The organism is Burkholderia seminalis (assembly GCF_001718535.1).
Classification (GTDB): domain Bacteria; phylum Pseudomonadota; class Gammaproteobacteria; order Burkholderiales; family Burkholderiaceae; genus Burkholderia; species Burkholderia seminalis.
The window spans coordinates 25,192-44,839 of record NZ_CP013400.1 but is presented as its reverse complement, the minus strand read 5'-3'; the positions used below and the strand labels follow the sequence as shown (position 1 = coordinate 44,839).

Sequence of the window (19,648 nt, the reverse complement as noted above, 5' to 3'; positions counted from 1 at the left end):
GAACCCGCGGCTCGATGCGCGGCCTGTCGAGGGGACACGCGCGTGCCGCGTGCCGCGCCGGGGCCGACGTCGATCCCGGCATTTGTTCGCTAATCGAACCTAGATTCGATTAGCGAACGATGGGCCGATCATAGAGGCGCGCACAGCGCGTTGTCAAGGCGGGTTCCCTCGGGGGCCGTCGCGTCGTCGAACGGCAATCCGACGTAGTTTTCGGCGAGCGACTGCGCGGCGGCCCGCGAGCGCGTCACGTATTTCAGTTCGGCAAACTTCAGGCGATTGACGAACGGCGAATCGTCCGGCGACGCGTGCAGCATGTTCGTCATGAAGTACGAGAAGTGCTCGGCGCGCCACACGCGTTCGAGGCAGGTCGCCGAATAGGTGTCGAGCGGCGTCGCGTCGCCCGTCCGGTAGCGTGCGCCGAGCGCGCGAGACAGCGCGCGGACGTCGGCCACCGCGAGGTTCATCCCCTTCGCGCCGGTCGGCGGCACGATATGCGCGGCATCGCCGGCAAGAAACAGGCGCCCGTGCTGCATCGTCTCCGACACGAAGCTGCGCATCGGCGTCACGCTCTTCTGCGTAATCCGGCCCTCGGTCGGCGTCCAGCCCGTGTCGTTCGAGAAGCGCGTGTGCAGTTCGTCCCAGATCCGCGCGTCGGACCATTCGGCGAGATCCTCGTCGGGCTTGCACTGCAGGTACAGGCGCGTGACCGTCGGCGAGCGCATCGAGAACAGCGCGAAACCGTTGTCGTGATGCGCGTACACGAGCTCGTCGAGCGACGGCGCGGCGTCGGCGAGGATGCCGAGCCACGCGAACGGGTAGACACGCTCGAACGTCTTCAGCCGCTCCGCGGGAATCGTCTGGCGCGCGATGCCGTGGAAGCCGTCGCAGCCGGCGATGTAGTCGCAGTCGATGCGGTCCGCGCGGCCGTCCGCATGCTTGAACGTGACGAACGGGTGCTCGCCTTCGACATCGTGCAGCGCGACGTCGCTGACCTCGAAGTGCATCGGGTGGCCGTGCTCGACGCCGGCCGCGATCAGGTCGCGCACGACTTCGTGCTGGCTGTAGACGGTGATCGCGCGCCCGCCGGTCAGCTCGGACAGGTCGATGCGATGGCGCCGGCCGTCGAACAGGAGTTCGATGCCGTGATGTTCGAGCCCTTCGCGGCGCATCCGGTCGCCGAGGCCGGCTTCGTTCAACGTGTCGACCGTCCCCTGCTCCAGCACGCCGGCACGGATGCGGTTCTCGCAGTATTCGCGCGAACGCGCTTCGACGAGGATGGAATCGACGCCTTGCAGGCGCAGCAGATGGGAAAGCAAAAGGCCGGACGGACCGGCGCCGATGATGGCGACCTGGGTGCGCATTGTTCGTCTCCTGAACATTGGTTCGAGTAATGGAACACATTTGAGCGCTTTCCCGACTATGCGGCAACGCGATTCAGGAGATATGTTGTATACGTTTTGACGATACTGGCCCGACGATGGAAGCGCTCGATCTGAACCTGATTCCCTACCTCGTCGCGCTCGACGACACGCGCAACGTGAGCCGCGCGGGCGACCTGCTCGGCGTGAGCCAGCCGCGCGTGAGCACCGCGCTCGGGCGGCTGCGCGAGTATTTCGGCGATCCGCTGTTCGTGCGCACGTCGCGCGGGATGGAGCCGACGCCGCGCGCGCTCGCGCTGCTGCCGGCCGCTCGCGACGCGCTCGCGCAGATCGAGCGCGGCCTCGTCGCGCCGCACGACTTCGACCCGGCCGCGAGCACGCATACATTCTCGATCGCGCTGTCGGACGTCGGCGAGATCGTGTTCCTGCCGAAGCTGCTGCAGGCGTTCGCGACGCGCGCGCCGCACGCGAACCTGCGTTCGGTCTCGCTCGCGCACGACGAAGTCGGGCGCGGCCTCGAAGCCGGGTCGATCGATCTCGCGGTCGGCTACTTCCCCGACCTCGACGGCAACAACTTCTTCCAGCAGCGGTTGTTCACGCACCGGTTCGTGTGCCTGATGCGGCGCGGCCATCCGTTCGAGCAGGCGCCGCCGTTCACGGTCGAGCAGTTCCTCACCTGCGGGCATGCGGTGGTGCGCGCCGAAGGCCGCAGCCAGGAGGTGCTCGAGAAATATCTCGCGAAGCAGCGCATGCAGCGCCGCGCGGTGCTCGAGACGCCGCACTTCATGAGCCTGCCGTTCATCCTGAGCCGCACCGACCTGATCGCGACGGTGCCGCATGCGATCGGCTATGCGTATGCGGCCGAGCACGCGTTCATCGTGCCCGTCGAGCCGCCGCTCGCGCTGCCGCGCTTCGACCTGAAGCAGCACTGGCACCGCAAGTACCACAACGATCCGCGCACCGCTTGGCTGCGCGGGGTCGTCGCGTCGCTGTTCAACGACGAGCAGGACGAATGGCCGAAGTGACGAAGGGTGAGCGCGGGGCCGCACGCACGACCCGCGAAAGCATGAAACAATGGCCGGATATCGGCCGCCGGAGGCGGCCTTCGATGGAGCCACTACATGGGTAAGGGAAAGAAAACCGTACGGCCCGAGCCGGCCGTCACCCGGCCGAGCCGCGAAGAAGCGGAAGACGCCGTCCGCGTGCTGTTGCGCTGGGCCGGCGACGATCCCGCGCGCGAAGGCCTGATCGATACGCCCGCGCGCGTCGTGCGCGCGTACGAGCAGTTCTTCGCCGGCTACGCGCTGGAGCCGCGCGACATCCTCGCGCGCACGTTCAGCGAAGTCGACGGCTACGACGAGATGATCGTGCTGAAGGACATCCGCTTCGAGAGCTACTGCGAGCACCACATGGTGCCGATCATCGGCCGCGCGCACGTCGCGTATCTGCCGAACCATCGCGTGGTCGGCATCTCGAAGCTCGCACGCCTCGTCGATGCATTCGCGAAGCGCCTGCAGATCCAGGAAAAGATGACCGTGCAGATCGCCGACACGCTGTTCGACGTGCTGCAGCCGAAGGGCGTCGGCGTGATCCTCGAAGCCGCGCACCAGTGCATCTCGACGCGCGGCGTGCACAAGCCGGGCGTCGAGATGGTCACGTCGCGCATGCTCGGCACGTTCCGCACCGATCCGTCGACGCGGCGCGAATTCCTGTCGATCGTCGCGAATCCTTCTTCAGTCAACCTCACGAATACCTGATGGCGCAGACGAAGCAAGCGGCGCACGCGCCCGTCGTGCTCGTGACCGGCGCCGCGCGCCGGGCCGGGCGCGCGTTCGCCGAGTATTTCGCGAAGCACGGCTATCGCACCGCGGTGCATTACGACCGCTCGGCCGATGCCGCGCAGGCAACCGCGCGCGCGATCGCCGAAAGCGGGCACGATGCGGTCGCGCTGCAGGCCGACCTGTCGGATGCCGCGCAGATCGCCGCGCTGATCGACCAGGTGTATGCGCGCTTCGGGCGCCTCGACGTCTTGGTCAACAACGCGTCGGTGTTCTGGCAGGACCATTTCCCGAGCTTCGACCTCGCGGCGTTCGACCAGGCATGGGCCGTCAACTGCCGCGCGCCGATCCTGCTCACGCGGGCATTCTACGAACGGGCGCGCGCCGCCGGCACGCAGGGCGTCGTCGTGAACGTGGTCGACCAGAAGATCAAGGAAAACTTTCACCGCGACCACTTCAGCTACACGGTCGCGAAGGCCGCGCTCGGCAACCTCACGCAGATGCTCGCGCTGTCGTCCGCACCGGTGCTGCGCGTGAACGCGGTGTTCCCCGGGCTGATGCTGCCGAGCGACGACCAGACGCAGGCCGATTTCGAACACGCGAGCCGCGCGTCGACGCCGCTCGCGCGCATCGCCGGCCCCGACGACGTCGCGAGCGCGATCCTGCTGCTGACCGGCAATGCGTACAACGGCGTGGATTTCGTCGTCGATGCGGGACAGAACCTGATCCGCGTCGACCAGGACGTGCTGTACAAGCACCGCTCGCCGGACGGCAAGCACTGACGCACACGGCGCGCGCCCGTGCGAAGCGGGCGCGCCGCCGCCCGCCGCGTTACGGCTTCTCGGCGCTCCCGCCTTCGCGAACCTTGCCCTGCGCGACGCTGGTGCCAGGCGGCACGCTGTGCGTGAGCCACACGTTGCCGCCGATCACCGAGCCGCGTCCGATCGTCACGCGGCCGAGAATCGTCGCGCCCGCGTAGATCACCACGTCGTCCTCGACGATCGGGTGCCGCGCATTGCCCTTCACCAGCGCGCCTTCGCCATCGGCCGGGAAACTCTTCGCGCCGAGCGTGACGGCCTGGTACACGCGCACGCGCTCGCCGATGATCGCGGTTTCGCCGATCACCACGCCGGTGCCGTGGTCGATGAAGAAGCTCGGGCCGATCTGCGCGCCCGGGTGGATATCGATGCCGGTGGCCGAGTGCGCGATTTCATTGATGAAGCGCGCGAGCAGCGGCACGCCAAGCCGGTGCAGCGCGTGGGCGAGCCGATGGTGCATCATCGCGAACACGCCGGGGTAGCACAGCAGGATCTCGGTGATGTGCTGCGCGGCCGGATCGCCCGCATACGCGGCCTGGATGTCGCTGACGAGCAGCGCGCGGACCGCCGGCAACTGCCGGCCGAATTCGCGCGCGATCTCGAACGCGCGTTCGTCGAGCTCGGCGAACGGCGTATCGGCATGCTCGGGCAGGAACGGCAGCGCACGGCGAATCTGCTCGGCCAGGATGCGCAGCGTGCTTTCGAGCGTGTGGCCGACGTAATAATCGACGCTTTCGTCGGTCAGGTCCGGTGCGCCGTAGTGCGTCGGAAACATCGACGCGCGCAGGCCGGTCACAATCTTGCAGATCGCATCGCGCGACGGCAGTTCGCGGATGCCGCGCGGATGGCGCGTGCGATGGAGTTCCTCGCGCGACTCGCGCAAGCCGGCGACGATTTCTTCGAGGCCCCACTGACGGGCGGGTGATGTCGACATATGCCAATGCACGCGGCCGCGCTCGGTCGCACGGCCGCTAATAAAGTGACGGGTTCCGCAAGATTACCGCGTTTTTCGTCCGGGAGCGGGACACCGGGGCTCGACCGGACGGCCGGTGCTGCACCGGCGCGGCGGCGTCACATCGTGACGCTGCTCGCGTCGATCCATCGCACGGCCCAGTCGCGCGCGTGCGCGATCGCGTCGCCTTCGTCGTTGAACTGGAGCTCGATCGGAAAAAAACGGTTCGCAACGAGCTCCCCGTCGCTCGATCGGGAGATCACGACGTAGGGCTTGAACGACCCGTCGCTGGCGCGCGCGGGCGCGCAATTCAACAGATAACCGCGGTGCGTGAAGGCAGTAGTCGCTTGCATGAATCCGCCACCTCTAGTCCCTTGCTTTGTTGTTCACTACCCGTCTCCAAGGGGTGCTGCGGCGCCCCGGCGCGGGCAGAGGCGGCGCGTCTGCATCCCCTGTCGCCGCTTCGCAGGAAAAGAATCATACTCTGTAGAAAACGTGTCTTCTAGCTGAAATAAATCATGACAAATCAGTGCGCGCCGCGCGGCTGCGGCGGTCGCTCGCGCGCCTTTTCCCGTCGTGCCCGGAACGGGATTTGCTTCGATCCGGAGCGTTTCGCCGCCAGGAGAGCCGCGATGGAATCATCCGGTCAAACAGGTCGTGTGCATCCGCGCAGCATCGAGCTCGACAACGACGACACGCACGACAGCACGGTCGACACCGACGGCAAGAACCGCGAGGCGTCGCGCCTCGCCGGCGGCGGGCCGATCTCGCCCGACCAGATCACGCGCAGCAATGCGTCGCTCGTCAACGCGATGCCGGAAGCCGGCGACGGCTTCGCCGGGTTCGACAGCCGCCCCGGCGGCAACCATCCGGCATTCGCGCTGCGCGCGGGCTACATGGTGATCGAGAAAGGTTTCGACGCGCCGGCTCCGGGCGACGCGCCGTTCGGCCCCGTTCACAGGATGTACGGCAGCGCGTACTGGCCCGGCCATGGACGGCGGCCGGAACGCATCATCGAACTGACGGCCGTACCGCGATAGCCGGCGCGCCGTTTGAATCGATCGTTCGTTTGCGCAACGGCATCGGTCGGCGACCGGTGGCGGCGGACCGGCGTGCGCGACCGATGCTCGATTGAACGATTTCACGCATCGGCATCCACGGCTTCATGCATGCCGCGAATCGTGCCAATGCCCATGCGTTGATCGAAGTCATGTCGAAACGGCCCGGTTGCGATTGAATGGCGACACGGGCGGTGCATCGACGTGTCTGTCACGCCCGGCTGGTGCATGTCCTCATGCGTTCCCGCCGCCGACGCGCGCGGCGGCCACGACCGAGCCGCACGCGACGCACCCCGCGTCGCGCGGTGCGGCAGGCGCCGTGCGGCCGCGCGACCCGGCGGGCGCCGCACTGCAAAGTCCCCGCCGTTGGTTTACCCTGCCTCGCAGCATCGCGCATTGCCCAGCCCGATCGGCCATCCGGCCGACTTCGTTTCAACCCGCCATTCGGAGACACTATGTACAAGCGTATTCTGGTTGCCGTCGACGGCAGCGACACGTCCCGCCACGCGTTCGATGCCGCGCTGGCGCTTGCGAAAGCGCACGGCGCCGAGCTGCAACCGTTCTACGTCGTCGAGAACGCCGCGATCTACTACAACGTGCCCGGCTACGATCCGTCCGTGCTGCGCGATCAGCTCGTCGCGCAGGGCAACGCACTCGCGCAGGATTTCACGAAGCTGATGCAGGCCGCCGGCGTGAAAGGCGAAACACGGCAGAACGAAGCGACGTCGCTCAACGATGTCTCGTCGTTGATCCTCGATGGTGCAAAGGCGTTCGGCGCCGATCTGCTCGTGCTCGGCACGCATGGCCGCCGCGGCTTCCGCCGCCTCGTGCTCGGCAGCATCGCCGAACAATGCGTGCGGCACGCCACCGTGCCCGTGCTGCTGATCCCCGCGGCCGCGAACGTCGACGAACAGCCCGCCTGAACGGTATCCGGCACGCGCCGCCGGTCGCGACGTTTTGTCACCCGACAGCGGCAACTTGCGGTGGGACAATGATTCCGTCGATCCAACGCCGGAGTAAACGATCATGCTGACGCCCGTCGCCACACGTCCCGCCGCCACGCCGCACACCGGTAGCTGGGCGCCTCGCCAGGCCGCGCACTGCTCGTCGTGCGCAATGCGGCACCTGTGCATGCCGCAGGGCCTGGCACCCGAAGCACTCAGCCGCCTCGAGTCGGTCATCTGCGCGGCACGCCCCGTCAAGCGCGGCGAAGCGCTGTTCCGCGAAGGCGACGCATTCGACAACCTGTACGCGGTGCGCTCGGGTTCGCTGAAAACCGTCGCGACCCGCCACGACGGCCGCGAACAGGTCACGGGCCTGCATCTCGCCGGTGAAGCGCTCGGCCTCGACGGCATCTGCGACGATACCCACCCGCGTACCGCGGTCGCGCTGGAAGACAGCTCCGTCTGCGTGATCCCGTACAGCGCGCTCAAGGCACTGTGCTCGGAAGCCGGCTCGATGCAGCTGCGCATGCACAAGCTGATGAGCGAACAGATCGTGCGCGAAACGTCGCAAACGATGCTGCTCGGTTCGCTGAATGCGGAAGAGCGCGTCGCCGCCTTCCTGCTCGACGTGTCGTCGCGCTACCTGAAGCGCGGCTACTCGCCGTCGGAATTCAACCTGCGGATGACGCGCGAAGACATCGGCAGCTATCTCGGCATGACGCTCGAAACGGTCAGCCGCACGCTGTCGAAGTTCCAGAAGCGCGGCTTGATCGAAATGCAGGGCCGCCACGTGCAGATCGTCGACTTCGACGGCCTGCAGCACGTCTGATCCCGCTCGGCGCGCACGGCTCGCGCGCCGCCGGCATCGCCTGCCGAATCAATCGAGAAACAGCGCGGCGCGCGTCTTCAGCGCCGCGCTGAAATCGTCGAGCCAGCCGATCGACAGGCGCCAGCTCTGCCAGTAGAGATCGATGTCGACGGTGCGCCCGCGCGACATGTCCACGAGCTCACCCGCCGCCAGCTGGCGATCGACCATCCGGTCCGGGCACATCCCCCATCCCAATCCCGTTTCGCATGCGCGCAGATAGCCTGCCACGTGCGGTATCCAGTGCTGCGGCGGATCGAGATCCGCGCGTGTCACGCGCCGGATGAAACGCGCCTGCAGCCCGTCCTTCGGATTGAACATCACGCACGGCGCGCGGCGCAGCGCGTCGCGCGTGATGCCCGCGCTGAAATAGCGGTCGTAAAACGCCGGCGAGCACACCGCGCGATAGCGGATGCGGCCGAGCCGTTCCGACCGGCATCCCTGGATCGGCTCGGCCTGCGCGGTCACGGCGCCCTGCACGCTGCCGTCGCGGATGCGCGACGCCGTGTAATCCTGGTCGTCGATCACGAGGTCGAGCAACGTCTCGCGCTCGGTGCAGAACGGCCCGACCGCATCGATGAACCACGTCGCGACGCTGTCGTCGTTGACGGCCACGCGCAGCGTCGGCCACGCGCTCGCGATCTGGCCCGGCAGCGCCGGCATCCGGCCGCCCAGTTCGGCCTCGAGCAACTGCACGCGTTCGGTATGCCTGCACAGCAGCGCGCCCGACGTCGTCGCGACGCACGGCTGCCCGCGCTTGACGAGCACGCTGCCGACGCGCTCCTCCAGCAGCTTCACGCGCTGCGACACGGCCGACGGCGTGACATTCAGCTCCTTGGCCGCCCGTTCGAACGAACCATGCCGGATCACGGCCGCGAGGGCATCGAGCAACGCATAGTCGAGCATTAGATTTCCTTAATCCGCATTAGGTGAATTAGCTTCTCTTATCTTCATGCTGACCGCAGACTAGCGCTACCCGATTCATTCGTCTACTGCCCATCCCGCTGCCCATCATCATGAACTGGCTCGCTTTTTCCCACGGCGCCGCCCTGTGCGGATCGCTCATCGTCACCATCGGCGCGCAAAACGCGTTCGTCCTCCGCCAGGGCATCATGCGCGCGCACGTCGGCAAGATCGTGCTGCTGTGCGCGCTGTCCGACATGATCCTGATCGGCGCGGGCGTCGGCGGCGCATCGGTGCTCGTCGAACGCTATCCGGCCTTCGTCCATGCGGTGCTGTATGTCGGGCTCGCGTATCTCGCCTGGTTCGGCATCAACGCGCTGCGCCGCGCGTTCACGCCGGGCCACGCCACGCTCGACGTGCGCGGCGACGCGGTCGCGCCGCCGTCGCAGGGCGGGCTCGCGATCGTGCTGATGACGCTCGCGTTCACGTGGCTCAACCCGCACGTGTATCTCGACACGTTCCTGCTGATCGGCACGGCCGGCGCACGCGAACCGGAAGGCGCACGGCTCGCGTTCGCGATCGGCGCGATGACGGTCAGCGTCGTGTGGTTCCTCGGGCTCGGCTACGGCGCGCGCCTGCTGGCGCCGTGGTTCCGCAAGGCCGTCGCGTGGCGCGTGCTGGACGGCGCGATCGGCGGCATGGTGCTGTTTCTCGCGGCGGTGCAGTTGCGCTGACGGCCCTCCTCGGACGGGCGGCCGACTGCCGCCCGTCTTTCCCACCGCGCCGGCACCCCGCCCGCGCAGCCTGCCTCCTCGTCGCCCCCGCCGCCGTAAAAAATTCGCTCCCGATCGAACGCAGCCGCACGAAACGCGCACGTAACGGACGACGCATCCGTCATCTGCCGCGAGCCGTCCATCATCGCGGCGACGCACCGGCTGCACGAACCGGAGCGATCGGCGAGAATGTCCGGTGTCCCGCGACAACGGCGAAACCGCATCGCGCACGCCGCCGTCCCGCCGCATTCGTATCGCCCCATCCGCAGTTCAATCCCGTCACCCGCAGTTATCGGAGAGGAACATGGCATACCGCACCCTCGGCACATCGACCATCCAGGTTTCGCCGCTCGCGTTCGGCGGCAACGTCTTCGGCTGGACCGTCGACGAAAGCACGTCGTTTTCGCTGCTCGACGCGCTCGCCGACACCGGCATCAACTTCATCGACACGGCCGACGTCTATTCGGCCTGGGTCCCCGGCAACAGCGGCGGCGAATCGGAAACCATCATCGGCAAGTGGCTCAAGCGCTCCGGCAAGCGCGAGCAGGTCGTGATCGCGACCAAGGTCGGCCTGCTGGCCGCGCGCGCGGGGCTGACGAAGGACAACATCCTGAAAGCCGTCGACGATTCGCTCGGCCGCCTGCAGACCGACTATATCGACCTGTATTTCTCGCATCGCGATCTCGCCGATACGGCCCCGCTCGAGGAGACGCTCGGCGCGTATCGGACGCTGATCGACGCCGGCAAGGTGCGCATCATCGGCGCGTCGAACTACAGCGGCGCGCGCCTGCGCGAAGCCGCCGCGATCAGCCAGCGCGACGGGCTGCCCGCATACCAGGTGATCCAGCCCGAGTACAACCTGATCGACCGCGCCGGCTACGAACGCGATCTCGAGCCGGTCGTGCGCGACCTGAAGCTCGGCGTCGTCAACTACTACGCGCTCGCGAGCGGCTTCCTGTCGGGCAAGTACCGCAGCGAGGCCGACCTGAAGAAGAGCGTGCGCGGAGATCGTGTCGCCGGCTATCTGAACGAACGCGGCCTGCGCATCCTCGCGGCACTCGACGCCGTGTCGGCGAAGCACCGCACGCAGCCGGCCGCGATCGCGCTCGCGTGGCAGATCGCGCGGCCGACGATCACCGCGCCGATCGCCAGCGCGACGTCGCTCGCGCAGCTCGACCTGCTCGGCGAGGCGATCCGCCTGCAACTCGATCAGGACGATATCCGCCAGATCGACGAGGCCAGCGCGCCTTGAGACCCGTCGCGGCAGCAGGCCGGCCGGAGAAGTCGCGCGATTCGCGCGGTTGCACGGCCGGCCTGTGTCATATGTACGCCGGTATCACCGTCCGCGCGGACACGGACAATCGCGGAATCACGGATGGATACAATGGCGCGCATCCTTCGCGCCCGAACCCATCCCACGCACCCGGACCGCCGATGAACCGCATCCCGCGTCGCGCCCGATTCTCCCGCCCGCTCGCCGCGGCGATCGCCGCGCTGCTCGGCTGCGCGCCGGCCCTGTCCGTCGCCGGCTGGTACGAAATCGCGAACTACACGGGCACGATCGGCCACGCACCCGTTCACGTATCGCTGCAGACCTACGACGCCATCAACCGCAACGACGCAGGCCGCTGGCGCGTCGACGGCAGCTATTACTACGACGCGCATCGCAAGCCGATCCCGTTGCAGGGTCGGCGCACGCCCGACGGCCGCATGACGCTGTGCGAAGCATCGCAGCCCGCGTCGACGGCCGACTCGCCGGTCGTGCCGGCCGCGTCGCCCACGCGGCCGAAGCCTTGCCCGATCGCGCTGAACCTCGCCGGCAAAACGGTGACCGGCACGTGGGACGACGGCCGCCACACCTTCCCGATCACGCTGAACGAAGTCGGACGGCTGAACGACAACGACCAGGATCATCTCCAGCTCGACGGCGTGGTCGATATCCCGATGTGGTATCGCACCAGGACGCACATGCTGGTCGGTGTTTATGCGCTGTCCGACACGTGCGGCATCGCGATGCGGTCGCTGCGCGCCGTGAACATCGCGACCGGCCGCGTCGACCGCACGATCGCGCTCGGCTGCGACGCGGGGATGCTGATGACGTCGATCTACGCGAACGTCACCGACGCACGGCGTGCCGGCTACGTGAGCGTCGCGTTCCGCGGCGGCAAGATGGGTAACGAGCGGGACGTGCCGCTCGGGCTGCCGTCGTCTTCGTCGAAGTGAGCCCGCGCCGGCTGCCCGAAAATCACGGCCGTGTCTTGACTCGTACGGCCGCTTCCGTTGACTCGGCCGGACATCGATCGCGCAACCGCCCGCCGCGCCCCGCTGCAAGCGCGTGACGCGCCGGCCCCGGGTCTTTCACGGATTGACCGCGCCGTTCGACGTGCCCGAGACTGCGCCGCTCGGGCGGTCATTGGGAGAACGTCATGCCGGATACCAGCACGGAGATCGCCACGGTCTCGACGCGCGCCGTACGCGGCGCCGAGCGCGTCGACTTCTGGGTCGACCATGTCGCGCGCACGCTCGTGCGGATCGAATGCAGCGGAAAGTCGTCCGAAGGCATCGATGCGTCGATGCGCACGCGCGATCTCGGGCTGTTCCGCGCATGCGACATCGTCGCGAACCGGCACGCGGTCGTGCGCACGCCGCACAACATCCACACGGATCAGCGCGACGCCATCTTCATCTGCCTGATGCACGCGGGGCAGGGCTATACGTTCCAGGACGTCGACTGCATGCAGCACGCGCCCGGCGACCTCGTGCTGTACGACACGTCGATGCCGTACGGTCACGGCTTTCCGGCCGACATGGCGATGACCGTGCTCGACGTGCCGCGCGACGTGTTCGAAGCGCGCGTCGGCCCGTGGCGCTACCGCAGCCTCGTCAAGATCGATCGCGACGACGGCGTGACGTCGTGGGCCGTGCGGCAGGTGGTCGGGCTGCTCGCCGCGCCGCACGAGCCGACGCCCGACGCGCGCGAACGGCGCGCCGCCGCGCTCCTCGATCTCGTGCAGTCGATGCTGCGGCTACGCGACGGCGACACGTCGCCGACCAAGTCGACCGTCCACACGCTGTCGCGCGCGAAGGCCTTCATCGACAGCCATCTCGCCGACGACGATCTCGACAGCCAATCGGTGAGCCGTGCGATCAACCTGTCGCCGCGCCAGCTTGCGCGCGTGTTCGAGATCGAAGGGATGCCGCTCACGCGCTACATCCTCGCGCGGCGGCTCGAACGGTGCCGTGCCGACCTGCGCGACCGGTCGCTGAAGCACCTGACGGTCAGCGAAATCGCGTTCCGCTGGGGCTTCAACAACAGCGCGCACTTCAGCCGCAGCTACCGCGCGCGATTCGGCGAGACGCCGAGCGCGTCGCGCGCACCCGCCGACGCCCGCTAGCGCCCGTTCGCGCGCCGCCACCCGCCGCCGTGTCCGGGCGAGGCAAGCACGGCGGCCGTCCCGGTCAAATGGGGCCGCAACCCGTTCGCTAAGCTGGCTTCCTGCGCGGCGGCACGCGTTCCGCCGCCCGACAACAAGGAGAAGAAGCGGGATGGAGACGTACGACCACATCGTCGTCGGCGGCGGTTCGGCCGGCTGTACGGTCGCGCATCGGCTGGTGACGGCCGGCAGGCGCGTACTGCTGCTCGAGGACGGCCCGAAGGACGACAGCCTGTTCATCCGGATTCCGGCGACGTTCATCCGCGTGCTCGGCACACGGCGCACGGTCACGTTCGAGAGCGAGCCGCAGCCCGGCGCGGCCGGCCGCAAGACCTATGTGCCGCAGGGCCGCACGCTCGGCGGCGGCAGTTCGGTCAACGCAATGCTGTACGTGCGCGGCACACGCGACGACTACGACGACTGGGCCGCGCTCGGCTGCACGGGCTGGAGCTGGGACGACGTGCTGCCCGTGTTCAAGCGCGCCGAATCGCACCTGCGGCTGTCCGAGCCGTTCCACGGCACCGACGGGCCGTTGAAAGTCGGCGACACGCGCTTCCGGCATCCGCTGAGCCTCGCGTTCGTGAAGGCGGCGCAGGAAACCGGCATCGCGTACAACGACGACTTCAACGGCGCCGCGCAGCACGGCGTCGGCTTCTATCACACGACGATCTTCGACGGGCAGCGCGGCAGCACCGCGGCCACCTATCTCGCCGAGGCGCTCGCCCATCCGAACCTGCGCGTGCTGACCGGCTGCCGCGTGACGCGCATCCGGTTCGACGGGCGGCGTGCCGCCGGCGTCGAATGGCGCACCGAAGGCGGCGCAACGGGCGCGGCCGCCGCACGCGCCGACGTCGTGCTCGCGGCCGGCGCGCTGAGCACGCCGAAGCTGCTGATGCTGTCGGGCATCGGGCCCGGCGCGCACCTGCGCGCGCACGGCATCGACGTGCTGCACGACAGCCGTGACGTCGGCGCGAACTATCAGGATCATCTCGAGGTGTCGATCTACGGCCGCAGCCACGCGCCGGTCAGCCTGCTCGGCGAGGATCGCGGGCTGAAGGCGCTGCGGCACGGGCTGCAGTGGATGCTGTGCCGCACGGGCCTGCTGACGTCGAACGTGGTCGAATCGGGCGCGTTCGTCGATACGACGGGCGGCGGCCGCCCGGACATCCAGTTCCACGTGCTGCCGACGCTCGTCGGCGACGTCGACCGCGCGCCGCTGCCCGGCCACGGACTGTCGATCAACCCGTGCCTGCTCAGGCCGCGCTCGCGCGGCTCCGTGCAACTGCGCGGCAACGATCCGGCCGCGCCTATCCTGTTCGACAGCGGTGCGCTGTCGGATCCGGCCGATGTCGACGGCCTCGTGCGCGGTGTCGCGCTCGCGCGGCGGATCATCCGCGCACCGTCGCTCTCGCGCATCGTCCGCGAAGCCGAGACGTTGAGCGACGCGACGCTCGCCGATTACGTGCGGCGCCGCGCGAAAACCGTCTATCACCCGGCCGGCACGTGCCGCATGGGGAACGACGACGAGGCGGTCGTCACGCCGCACCTCAACGTGCGGGGCGTCGACGGATTGCGGATCTGCGATGCCTCGGTGATGCCGCGCATCGTGTCCGGCAACACGAACGCGCCGACGATCATGATCGCGGAGCGCTGCGCCGAGTTCATGCTGGCGGAGTGACGCGGCGCGCGTGCGGCATGCGGCACCGCGCCGAAAGCAAAAGCGGCGCGTGACCCACGCGCCGCCGAACCTGCGAAAGCCGGGCCTCAGCCCCCGGCCGCACGCGCCGCATCGCGCAGCGCCATCGGCGACGCGCCGTAGCGCTCGCGGATCGCGCGGCTGAAGTGCGCCTGGCTCGAAAACCCCCAGCGAAACGCGATCTCGCCGATGCTCGTCTTGCGCAGCCGCGCGTCGGTCAGCTCGCGATGCGCGTGCGACAGCCGCTCCGACCAGATGTGCTGCGTGATCGACTCGCCTTCGGCCGCGAAGAGCCGGCCCAGATGCCGCAGCGACAGCCCGACCGCGTCCGCGACGGCCTGTGGCCCGAGTTCCGGCTCGCCGAGATGCGTCGCGATGTACTGCTTCGCGGTCAGCAGGTACGACAGCGACGCACGCGACGCGCCCGCGCCGTTGACTTCCGTGTCGATGAGTTCCGCGATCAGCGTACGCGTATGCTCGACGAACCGCGCGGCATCGTGCGCCACCGGATCCTTCATGAAACGCTCGACGCTCGCGCGCAACGTCGCGCCGAGCATCGCGCCCGCGCCCGGTTTCGGCGCGATCCGCAGCGGCAGCGCGGCCAGCTCCGCGTCGAGCCGCTCGTCGAACGACGTGACCGGCATGTCGATCAGCAGCTGCCGCATCGGCGTCAGGAATCCGAAAAGATAGGGCACGCGCGTGTCGTAGACGACGACATCGCCGGCTTCCGCGAGCAGGCACCGGTCGCGCTGGATGAAATACGCGCGCCCGCTCAGGATCTGGCACGCGAACAGCGATTCCTTCGGCAACTGGCGCACCAGCGCGGGGCTGCGCTCGATCACGTGATCCTGACCACTGATGTCGGCGATGCCGAGGCCCGGCAGCGTGATGTCGGTCTTCTCGACCTCGAGCCCGGCCGGCGACAGCGACGAGCAGCGCAGCCCGACCAGCGTCGCCGCATTGAACGCATCCCAGTACGCCATCCTGTCGCGCGCCGGCACGTCGGCCGTCGAGCCTCGCGTGCGTGAAAAAACGGTCGAATTCGTCACGTCGCCTCCTGCGGGCGCCCGCCGCGCGGAGCGGCACGGATTGGGGGATGGTTCGTCTGGATTCTGGTGCGATGCAATGTCCGGCGCGGTCAAGCAATTCGTCCAGCCCAGTCAAGAGCGGCGCGCACCGGCTGGCTAAAGTCGAGCCCACGACAACCCATAGAAGGAGACAAACCGTGGTCGACCAAGCCGTATCCGAATTCTGGCAAAACATTCCGGCGATTGCCAATCCGTTCAAGCCCGATGCGCTGCCCGAAGCGTACATCCCGAACGCGGCCACCGACGACGAACGCTATTACGTTCCGTTCACCGAAACGGTTTCGTCCCGGCCGCTGTGGATCTCGCCGTCGCAGAACAAATGGTGCGACATCCTGATGGCCAAGGAAGCCGGGCTCGTGAACCGGCACTATCACCCGCACGAGGTGTTCGCGTACACGCTGTCCGGCAAATGGGGCTACCTGGAACACGAATGGACCGCGACGAAGGGCGACTTCGTGTACGAAACGCCCGGCGAAGGCCACACGCTCGTCGCGTTCGATCACCCCGAGCCGATGCGCGCGTTCTTCATCGTCAAGGGGCCGCTGATCTGGCTCGACGACGAAGGCAACCCCGACGGCTACTTCGACGTGCATTCGTACATCGCGATGTGCAAGGCGCATTACGAGAAGGTCGGCCTCGGCGCGCAAGCGATCGAGAAGCTGTTCCGCTGACGCACGACGAGGCGCCCCATGACATCCCCGTCTTCCTCCCGGTCCCCCTGGACGTACGAGAACAGGCTGCTGCTGATCCTGTTCATGACGTTCGGCTTCGTCTTCTTCGACCGCCTCGCGCTGTCGTTCCTGTTCCCGTTCATGTCGGCCGAGCTGCACCTGACGAACACGCAGCTCGGCATGGTGTCGTCCGCACTGGCGCTCACGTGGGCGCTGTCGGGCGCCGCGACCGGCGCATGGTCCGATGCGCGCGGCACGCGCAAGCCGCTGCTGATCGCCGCCGTGCTCGGCTTTTCCGTGTGCTCGGCACTCTCCGGGCTCGTCGGCGGCTTCGCGAGCCTGATCGCGTTCCGCGCGCTGATGGGCATTGCGGAAGGCCCCGTGCTGCCGCTGTCGCAATCGCTGATGGTCGAAAGCTCGACGCCGAGCCGCCGCGGCTTGAACATGGGCCTGCTGCAGGGTTCGGCCGCCGGCCTGCTCGGCGCGATGATCGGCCCGCCGGTCGTGATCGGCATCGCCACCGCGTACGGCTGGCGCGAGGCGTTCTACGTGTCGTGCATCCCGGGCTTCCTGATCGCGTTCTGCATCTGGCGCTGGGTGCGCGAAGTGCCGCCCGGCGGCGCGCGGCACGTGCAGGCCGACGGCACCGGTGCGCCGGCCGCGAGCGGCGCGGCGATCAACCGCTGGGCGCTGCTGAAGGAACGCAACATCCTGCTCTGCGTGCTGATCAGCTGCTTCTTCCTCACGTGGTTCGTCGTGATCATCTCGTTCGCGCCCGTCTTCCTCGTGGAAAGCCGCCACCTGTCGCCGTCCGACATGGGCATCGTGATGACCTGCCTCGGCGCCGCGTGGGTGTTCTGGGGCTTCGCGGTGCCGGCGATCTCCGACCGGATCGGCCGCAAGCCGACGATGATCGTGTTCGCGCTGATCGCGGCCGTGTGCCCGCTGGTGATGATCCATGTCGGGTCGGTCTGGGCGCTCGGTGCGCTCGTGTTCGTCACCTATACGGGCCTCGGCTGCTTCACGCTGTTCATGGCGACGATCCCGGCCGAAACGGTGCCGCCGCGCGCGATCGCCAGCGCGCTCGGGCTGATCATGGGCGCCGGAGAGCTGATCGGCGGCTTCGTCGCGCCGACTGTCGCAGGCTTTGCCGCGGACAAGTATGGCCTGCAGTTCGCGATGTGGACGTCGGCGACCGGCGCGATCCTCGCGTGCGTGCTGTCGTTCGGCCTCGTCGAAACCGCGCCGGCCGTGCTGCGCAAGCGCGCGCTCGCCGGTGCCGCCGCCAGCCGCCTCGACACGCCAAACCTCGGAGGGCGCTGACATGCGGGCACTTCAATGGCATGGCCCGCGCGACGTCCGTCTCGTCGACATCGACACGCCGCGCGTCGGCCCCGGCGACGTGCGCATCGCGATCGCGTATTGCGGGATCTGCGGCAGTGACCTGCACGAATATGCGGACGGCCCCCACGCGATTCCCGTCGACGCGCCGCACCCGCTGTCGCGCCGCACCGCGCCGCTGACGCTCGGCCACGAGTTCTGCGGCACCGTCGTCGAAGTCGGCGAAGGCGTGACGGCGCTGCGCGCGGGCGACCGCGTCGCGGTCGAGCCCGAGTACCGCTGCAGCCAGTGCGCGTACTGTCGCGCCGGGTCGTACAACCTGTGCGTGTCGATGGGCTTCGCCGGGCTGATGGGCGACGGCGGGATGGCCGACTTCGCGGTCGTGCCGGCCTACATGCTGCATCGCCTGCCCGACGGCGTGAGCCTCGAGCAGGCCGCGGTGATGGAGCCGGCCGCCGTCGCGCTGCATGCGCTGCGGCGCGGCGCACTGCGGCTCGGCGAGACCTGCGCGGTGTTCGGGCTCGGACCGATCGGCCTGCTGCTGATCATGCTCGCGAAGCTGCAGGGTGCGACGACGATCGTGGCTGTCGACGTGTCGCCCGAGCGGCTCGCGGCCGCCACGCGCGTGGGCGCGACGCATGCGTTCGACGCGCGTGCGCTCGACGCCGGCACGTTGCAGGATGCAATCCGCACGGCGACAGGCGGGCTCGGCGTCGATGCGAGTTTCGAGGCGGCCGGGCTGCCGGCCACGTTCGAGTCGGCGATGCAGGCGCTACGCAAGGGCGGCCGCCTCGTGATGGTCGGCCTGATGCCGCATGCGGGCTTCGACGCGTTCCGCGCGGTCAACGACGAGCTGACGTTCACCGCGAGCGTCGGTTACCGACACGCGTACGAAGACCTGCTGCGCATCGTCGCGTCGGGCGCGCTCGATCTCACGTCGATCGTCACGCGCACGGTGTCGCTCGAGGACGCCGTCGCCGACGGCTTCGATGCGCTGCTCGCCGACCGCACGCAGATCAAGATTCTCGTTTCACCCGCGCAACGGCCCGCCCGTCGCGCCCATCTCACCGGGAGTGCCGAGCATGAGTCGTCAGTGGGCGTTTGAAGGCCAGTCCGTCGTCGTGACGGGCGGCACGTCGGGCATCGGCGCGCGCACCGCGTTGCGGTTCGCGCAAGCCGGCGCGTCGGTCGTCGCACTCGGGCTCGACGCCGCCGGCCCGCATGCGCCCGTGCATGCGGGCATCCGCTGCGTGGCGCTCGACGTGACCGACAGCGATGCGCTCGCGCGTACGATCGCGGCGCTGCCGCGGCTCGACGTGCTCGTCAACGGCGTCGGCATCAGCCGGCACGCGGACGAATACCGGATGGACCAGTTCGAGCTCGTGCTGAACGTGAACCTGACGTCGGTGATGCGCGCGTCCGACGCCGCCCGGCCGGCGCTGTCGGCACACGGCGGCAGCATCGTCAATATCGCGTCGATGTACACGTACTTCGGCAGCAAGGACCGGCCCGCGTACAGCGCGAGCAAGGGCGGCATCGCGCAGCTCACGCGCTCGCTCGCGCAGGCGTGGGCCGATCGCGGCATCCGCGTGAACGCGGTCGCGCCCGGCTGGATCGACACGCCGCTCAGTACCGGCCTGAAGGCCGACGCGCAAGCGTCGCGCCGCATCCTCGAGCGCACGCCGCTCGGGCGCTGGGGCACGGCCGACGAGGTCGCGGAAGTGATCCTGTTCCTCTGCTCGCCCGGCGCGTCGTTCGTGACCGGCGCGGTCGTGCCGGTGGACGGCGGGTACTCGACGGTCTAGCGCTCGGCGCGCGGGGCATCGGCGGATTCGCGAAATCCGCCGATACCCGTCGCGCGGCCGGCTCCCTTCCGTTGCCGCCGAACCGGGATTCTTCCGGTTCTGGTTTGTTCATATCAATCAGTAGTCCGATCAAAAAATATCCG

Annotated in this window: 20 protein-coding genes; 15 read left to right on the top strand and 5 right to left on the bottom strand. The window is 68.5% G+C overall.

Going from position 1 to position 19,648, the window contains the following annotated elements:
- Nucleotides 1-128: 128 nt before the first annotated feature.
- The gene (gene pobA / locus WJ12_RS20870; RefSeq protein WP_034189748.1) at nucleotides 129-1,361 is read right to left on the bottom strand and encodes a 4-hydroxybenzoate 3-monooxygenase; all 1,233 of its coding nucleotides are present in this window, start codon (nucleotides 1,359-1,361) and stop codon (nucleotides 129-131) included.
- A 116-nt stretch (nucleotides 1,362-1,477) separates the two neighbouring features.
- Between pobA and WJ12_RS20865 the strand changes: the two genes are divergently transcribed.
- The 3 genes from WJ12_RS20865 (at nucleotide 1,478) to WJ12_RS20855 (ending at nucleotide 3,939) form a co-directional block, all read left to right on the top strand.
- Nucleotides 1,478-2,404: a LysR family transcriptional regulator gene (locus WJ12_RS20865; RefSeq protein ID WP_034189749.1), complete on the top strand. Its 927-nt coding sequence runs from the start codon at nucleotides 1,478-1,480 to the stop codon at nucleotides 2,402-2,404.
- A 96-nt stretch (nucleotides 2,405-2,500) separates the two neighbouring features.
- Nucleotides 2,501-3,136 carry a GTP cyclohydrolase I FolE gene (folE, locus tag WJ12_RS20860; protein ID WP_034189750.1) on the top strand — a complete coding sequence of 212 codons (636 nt, stop codon included), beginning with the start codon at nucleotides 2,501-2,503 and terminating at the stop codon, nucleotides 3,134-3,136.
- Nucleotides 3,136-3,939, top strand: a complete 804-nt coding sequence (locus WJ12_RS20855) for an SDR family oxidoreductase (RefSeq protein WP_034189751.1) — start codon at nucleotides 3,136-3,138, stop codon at nucleotides 3,937-3,939. Before folE ends, WJ12_RS20855 begins: the two co-directional genes overlap by 1 nt.
- A gap of 49 nt (nucleotides 3,940-3,988) precedes the next feature.
- Here the strand turns inward: WJ12_RS20855 and epsC are convergent, their stop codons facing one another.
- A complete protein-coding gene (gene epsC / locus WJ12_RS20850) occupies nucleotides 3,989-4,909 on the bottom strand; it encodes a serine O-acetyltransferase EpsC (protein ID WP_034189752.1) in 921 nt (306 codons plus the stop codon).
- Nucleotides 4,910-5,046: 137 nt separating this feature from the next.
- Nucleotides 5,047-5,280: a hypothetical protein gene (locus WJ12_RS20845; protein ID WP_034189753.1), complete on the bottom strand. Its 234-nt coding sequence runs from the start codon at nucleotides 5,278-5,280 to the stop codon at nucleotides 5,047-5,049.
- A 279-nt stretch (nucleotides 5,281-5,559) separates the two neighbouring features.
- Between WJ12_RS20845 and WJ12_RS20840 the strand changes: the two genes are divergently transcribed.
- From WJ12_RS20840 to fnr, 3 genes are all read left to right on the top strand, one after another.
- The gene (locus tag WJ12_RS20840) at nucleotides 5,560-5,967 is read left to right on the top strand and encodes a DUF3005 domain-containing protein (RefSeq protein ID WP_034189754.1); all 408 of its coding nucleotides are present in this window, start codon (nucleotides 5,560-5,562) and stop codon (nucleotides 5,965-5,967) included.
- 473 nt (nucleotides 5,968-6,440) lie between these two features.
- Complete coding sequence (locus WJ12_RS20835) at nucleotides 6,441-6,908, top strand: universal stress protein (RefSeq protein WP_034189755.1); 468 nt, start codon at nucleotides 6,441-6,443, stop codon at nucleotides 6,906-6,908.
- A 103-nt stretch (nucleotides 6,909-7,011) separates the two neighbouring features.
- Nucleotides 7,012-7,758, top strand: a complete 747-nt coding sequence (gene fnr, locus WJ12_RS20830) for a fumarate/nitrate reduction transcriptional regulator Fnr (RefSeq protein ID WP_034189756.1) — start codon at nucleotides 7,012-7,014, stop codon at nucleotides 7,756-7,758.
- A 48-nt stretch (nucleotides 7,759-7,806) separates the two neighbouring features.
- Here the strand turns inward: fnr and WJ12_RS20825 are convergent, their stop codons facing one another.
- Entirely contained in the window at nucleotides 7,807-8,700 is an 894-nt protein-coding gene (locus WJ12_RS20825; protein WP_034189757.1) for a LysR family transcriptional regulator ArgP, read from the bottom strand.
- A gap of 110 nt (nucleotides 8,701-8,810) precedes the next feature.
- Between WJ12_RS20825 and WJ12_RS20820 the strand changes: the two genes are divergently transcribed.
- From WJ12_RS20820 to WJ12_RS20800, 5 genes are all read left to right on the top strand, one after another.
- Nucleotides 8,811-9,431 (top strand): LysE/ArgO family amino acid transporter, encoded by a 621-nt coding sequence (locus WJ12_RS20820; protein WP_059556391.1) that lies wholly within the window; start codon nucleotides 8,811-8,813, stop codon nucleotides 9,429-9,431.
- A 343-nt stretch (nucleotides 9,432-9,774) separates the two neighbouring features.
- On the top strand, nucleotides 9,775-10,722 hold the full coding sequence (locus WJ12_RS20815; RefSeq protein WP_059556392.1) for an aldo/keto reductase: 948 nt from the start codon (nucleotides 9,775-9,777) through the stop codon (nucleotides 10,720-10,722).
- Nucleotides 10,723-10,904: 182 nt separating this feature from the next.
- Nucleotides 10,905-11,693: a hypothetical protein gene (locus tag WJ12_RS20810; RefSeq protein ID WP_051701026.1), complete on the top strand. Its 789-nt coding sequence runs from the start codon at nucleotides 10,905-10,907 to the stop codon at nucleotides 11,691-11,693.
- Nucleotides 11,694-11,896: 203 nt separating this feature from the next.
- Entirely contained in the window at nucleotides 11,897-12,865 is a 969-nt protein-coding gene (locus WJ12_RS20805; protein ID WP_034189760.1) for a helix-turn-helix domain-containing protein, read from the top strand.
- 151 nt (nucleotides 12,866-13,016) lie between these two features.
- Nucleotides 13,017-14,582 (top strand): GMC family oxidoreductase, encoded by a 1,566-nt coding sequence (locus WJ12_RS20800; RefSeq protein WP_034189761.1) that lies wholly within the window; start codon nucleotides 13,017-13,019, stop codon nucleotides 14,580-14,582.
- An 86-nt stretch (nucleotides 14,583-14,668) separates the two neighbouring features.
- On the opposite strand, the gene WJ12_RS20795 is transcribed toward WJ12_RS20800, so the two are convergent.
- Nucleotides 14,669-15,649, bottom strand: coding sequence for a helix-turn-helix domain-containing protein (locus WJ12_RS20795; RefSeq protein WP_069245809.1), 981 nt, complete (start codon nucleotides 15,647-15,649; stop codon nucleotides 14,669-14,671).
- A gap of 176 nt (nucleotides 15,650-15,825) precedes the next feature.
- Here WJ12_RS20795 and WJ12_RS20790 point away from each other — a divergent pair, with 176 nt between their 5' ends.
- Genes WJ12_RS20790 through WJ12_RS20775 form a run of 4 tightly spaced genes read left to right on the top strand, consistent with a single transcriptional unit; the run spans nucleotide 15,826 to nucleotide 19,505 of the window.
- On the top strand, nucleotides 15,826-16,359 hold the full coding sequence (locus WJ12_RS20790) for a 2,4'-dihydroxyacetophenone dioxygenase family protein (protein WP_034189763.1): 534 nt from the start codon (nucleotides 15,826-15,828) through the stop codon (nucleotides 16,357-16,359).
- Between the two features lie 18 nt (nucleotides 16,360-16,377).
- Nucleotides 16,378-17,682 carry an MFS transporter gene (locus WJ12_RS20785; protein WP_034189764.1) on the top strand — a complete coding sequence of 435 codons (1,305 nt, stop codon included), beginning with the start codon at nucleotides 16,378-16,380 and terminating at the stop codon, nucleotides 17,680-17,682.
- A 1-nt stretch (nucleotide 17,683) separates the two neighbouring features.
- Nucleotides 17,684-18,805 carry a 2,3-butanediol dehydrogenase gene (locus WJ12_RS20780; RefSeq protein ID WP_059556393.1) on the top strand — a complete coding sequence of 374 codons (1,122 nt, stop codon included), beginning with the start codon at nucleotides 17,684-17,686 and terminating at the stop codon, nucleotides 18,803-18,805.
- Nucleotides 18,783-19,505: an SDR family NAD(P)-dependent oxidoreductase gene (locus tag WJ12_RS20775; protein ID WP_034189766.1), complete on the top strand. Its 723-nt coding sequence runs from the start codon at nucleotides 18,783-18,785 to the stop codon at nucleotides 19,503-19,505. Before WJ12_RS20780 ends, WJ12_RS20775 begins: the two co-directional genes overlap by 23 nt.
- Nucleotides 19,506-19,648: the final 143 nt, after the last annotated feature.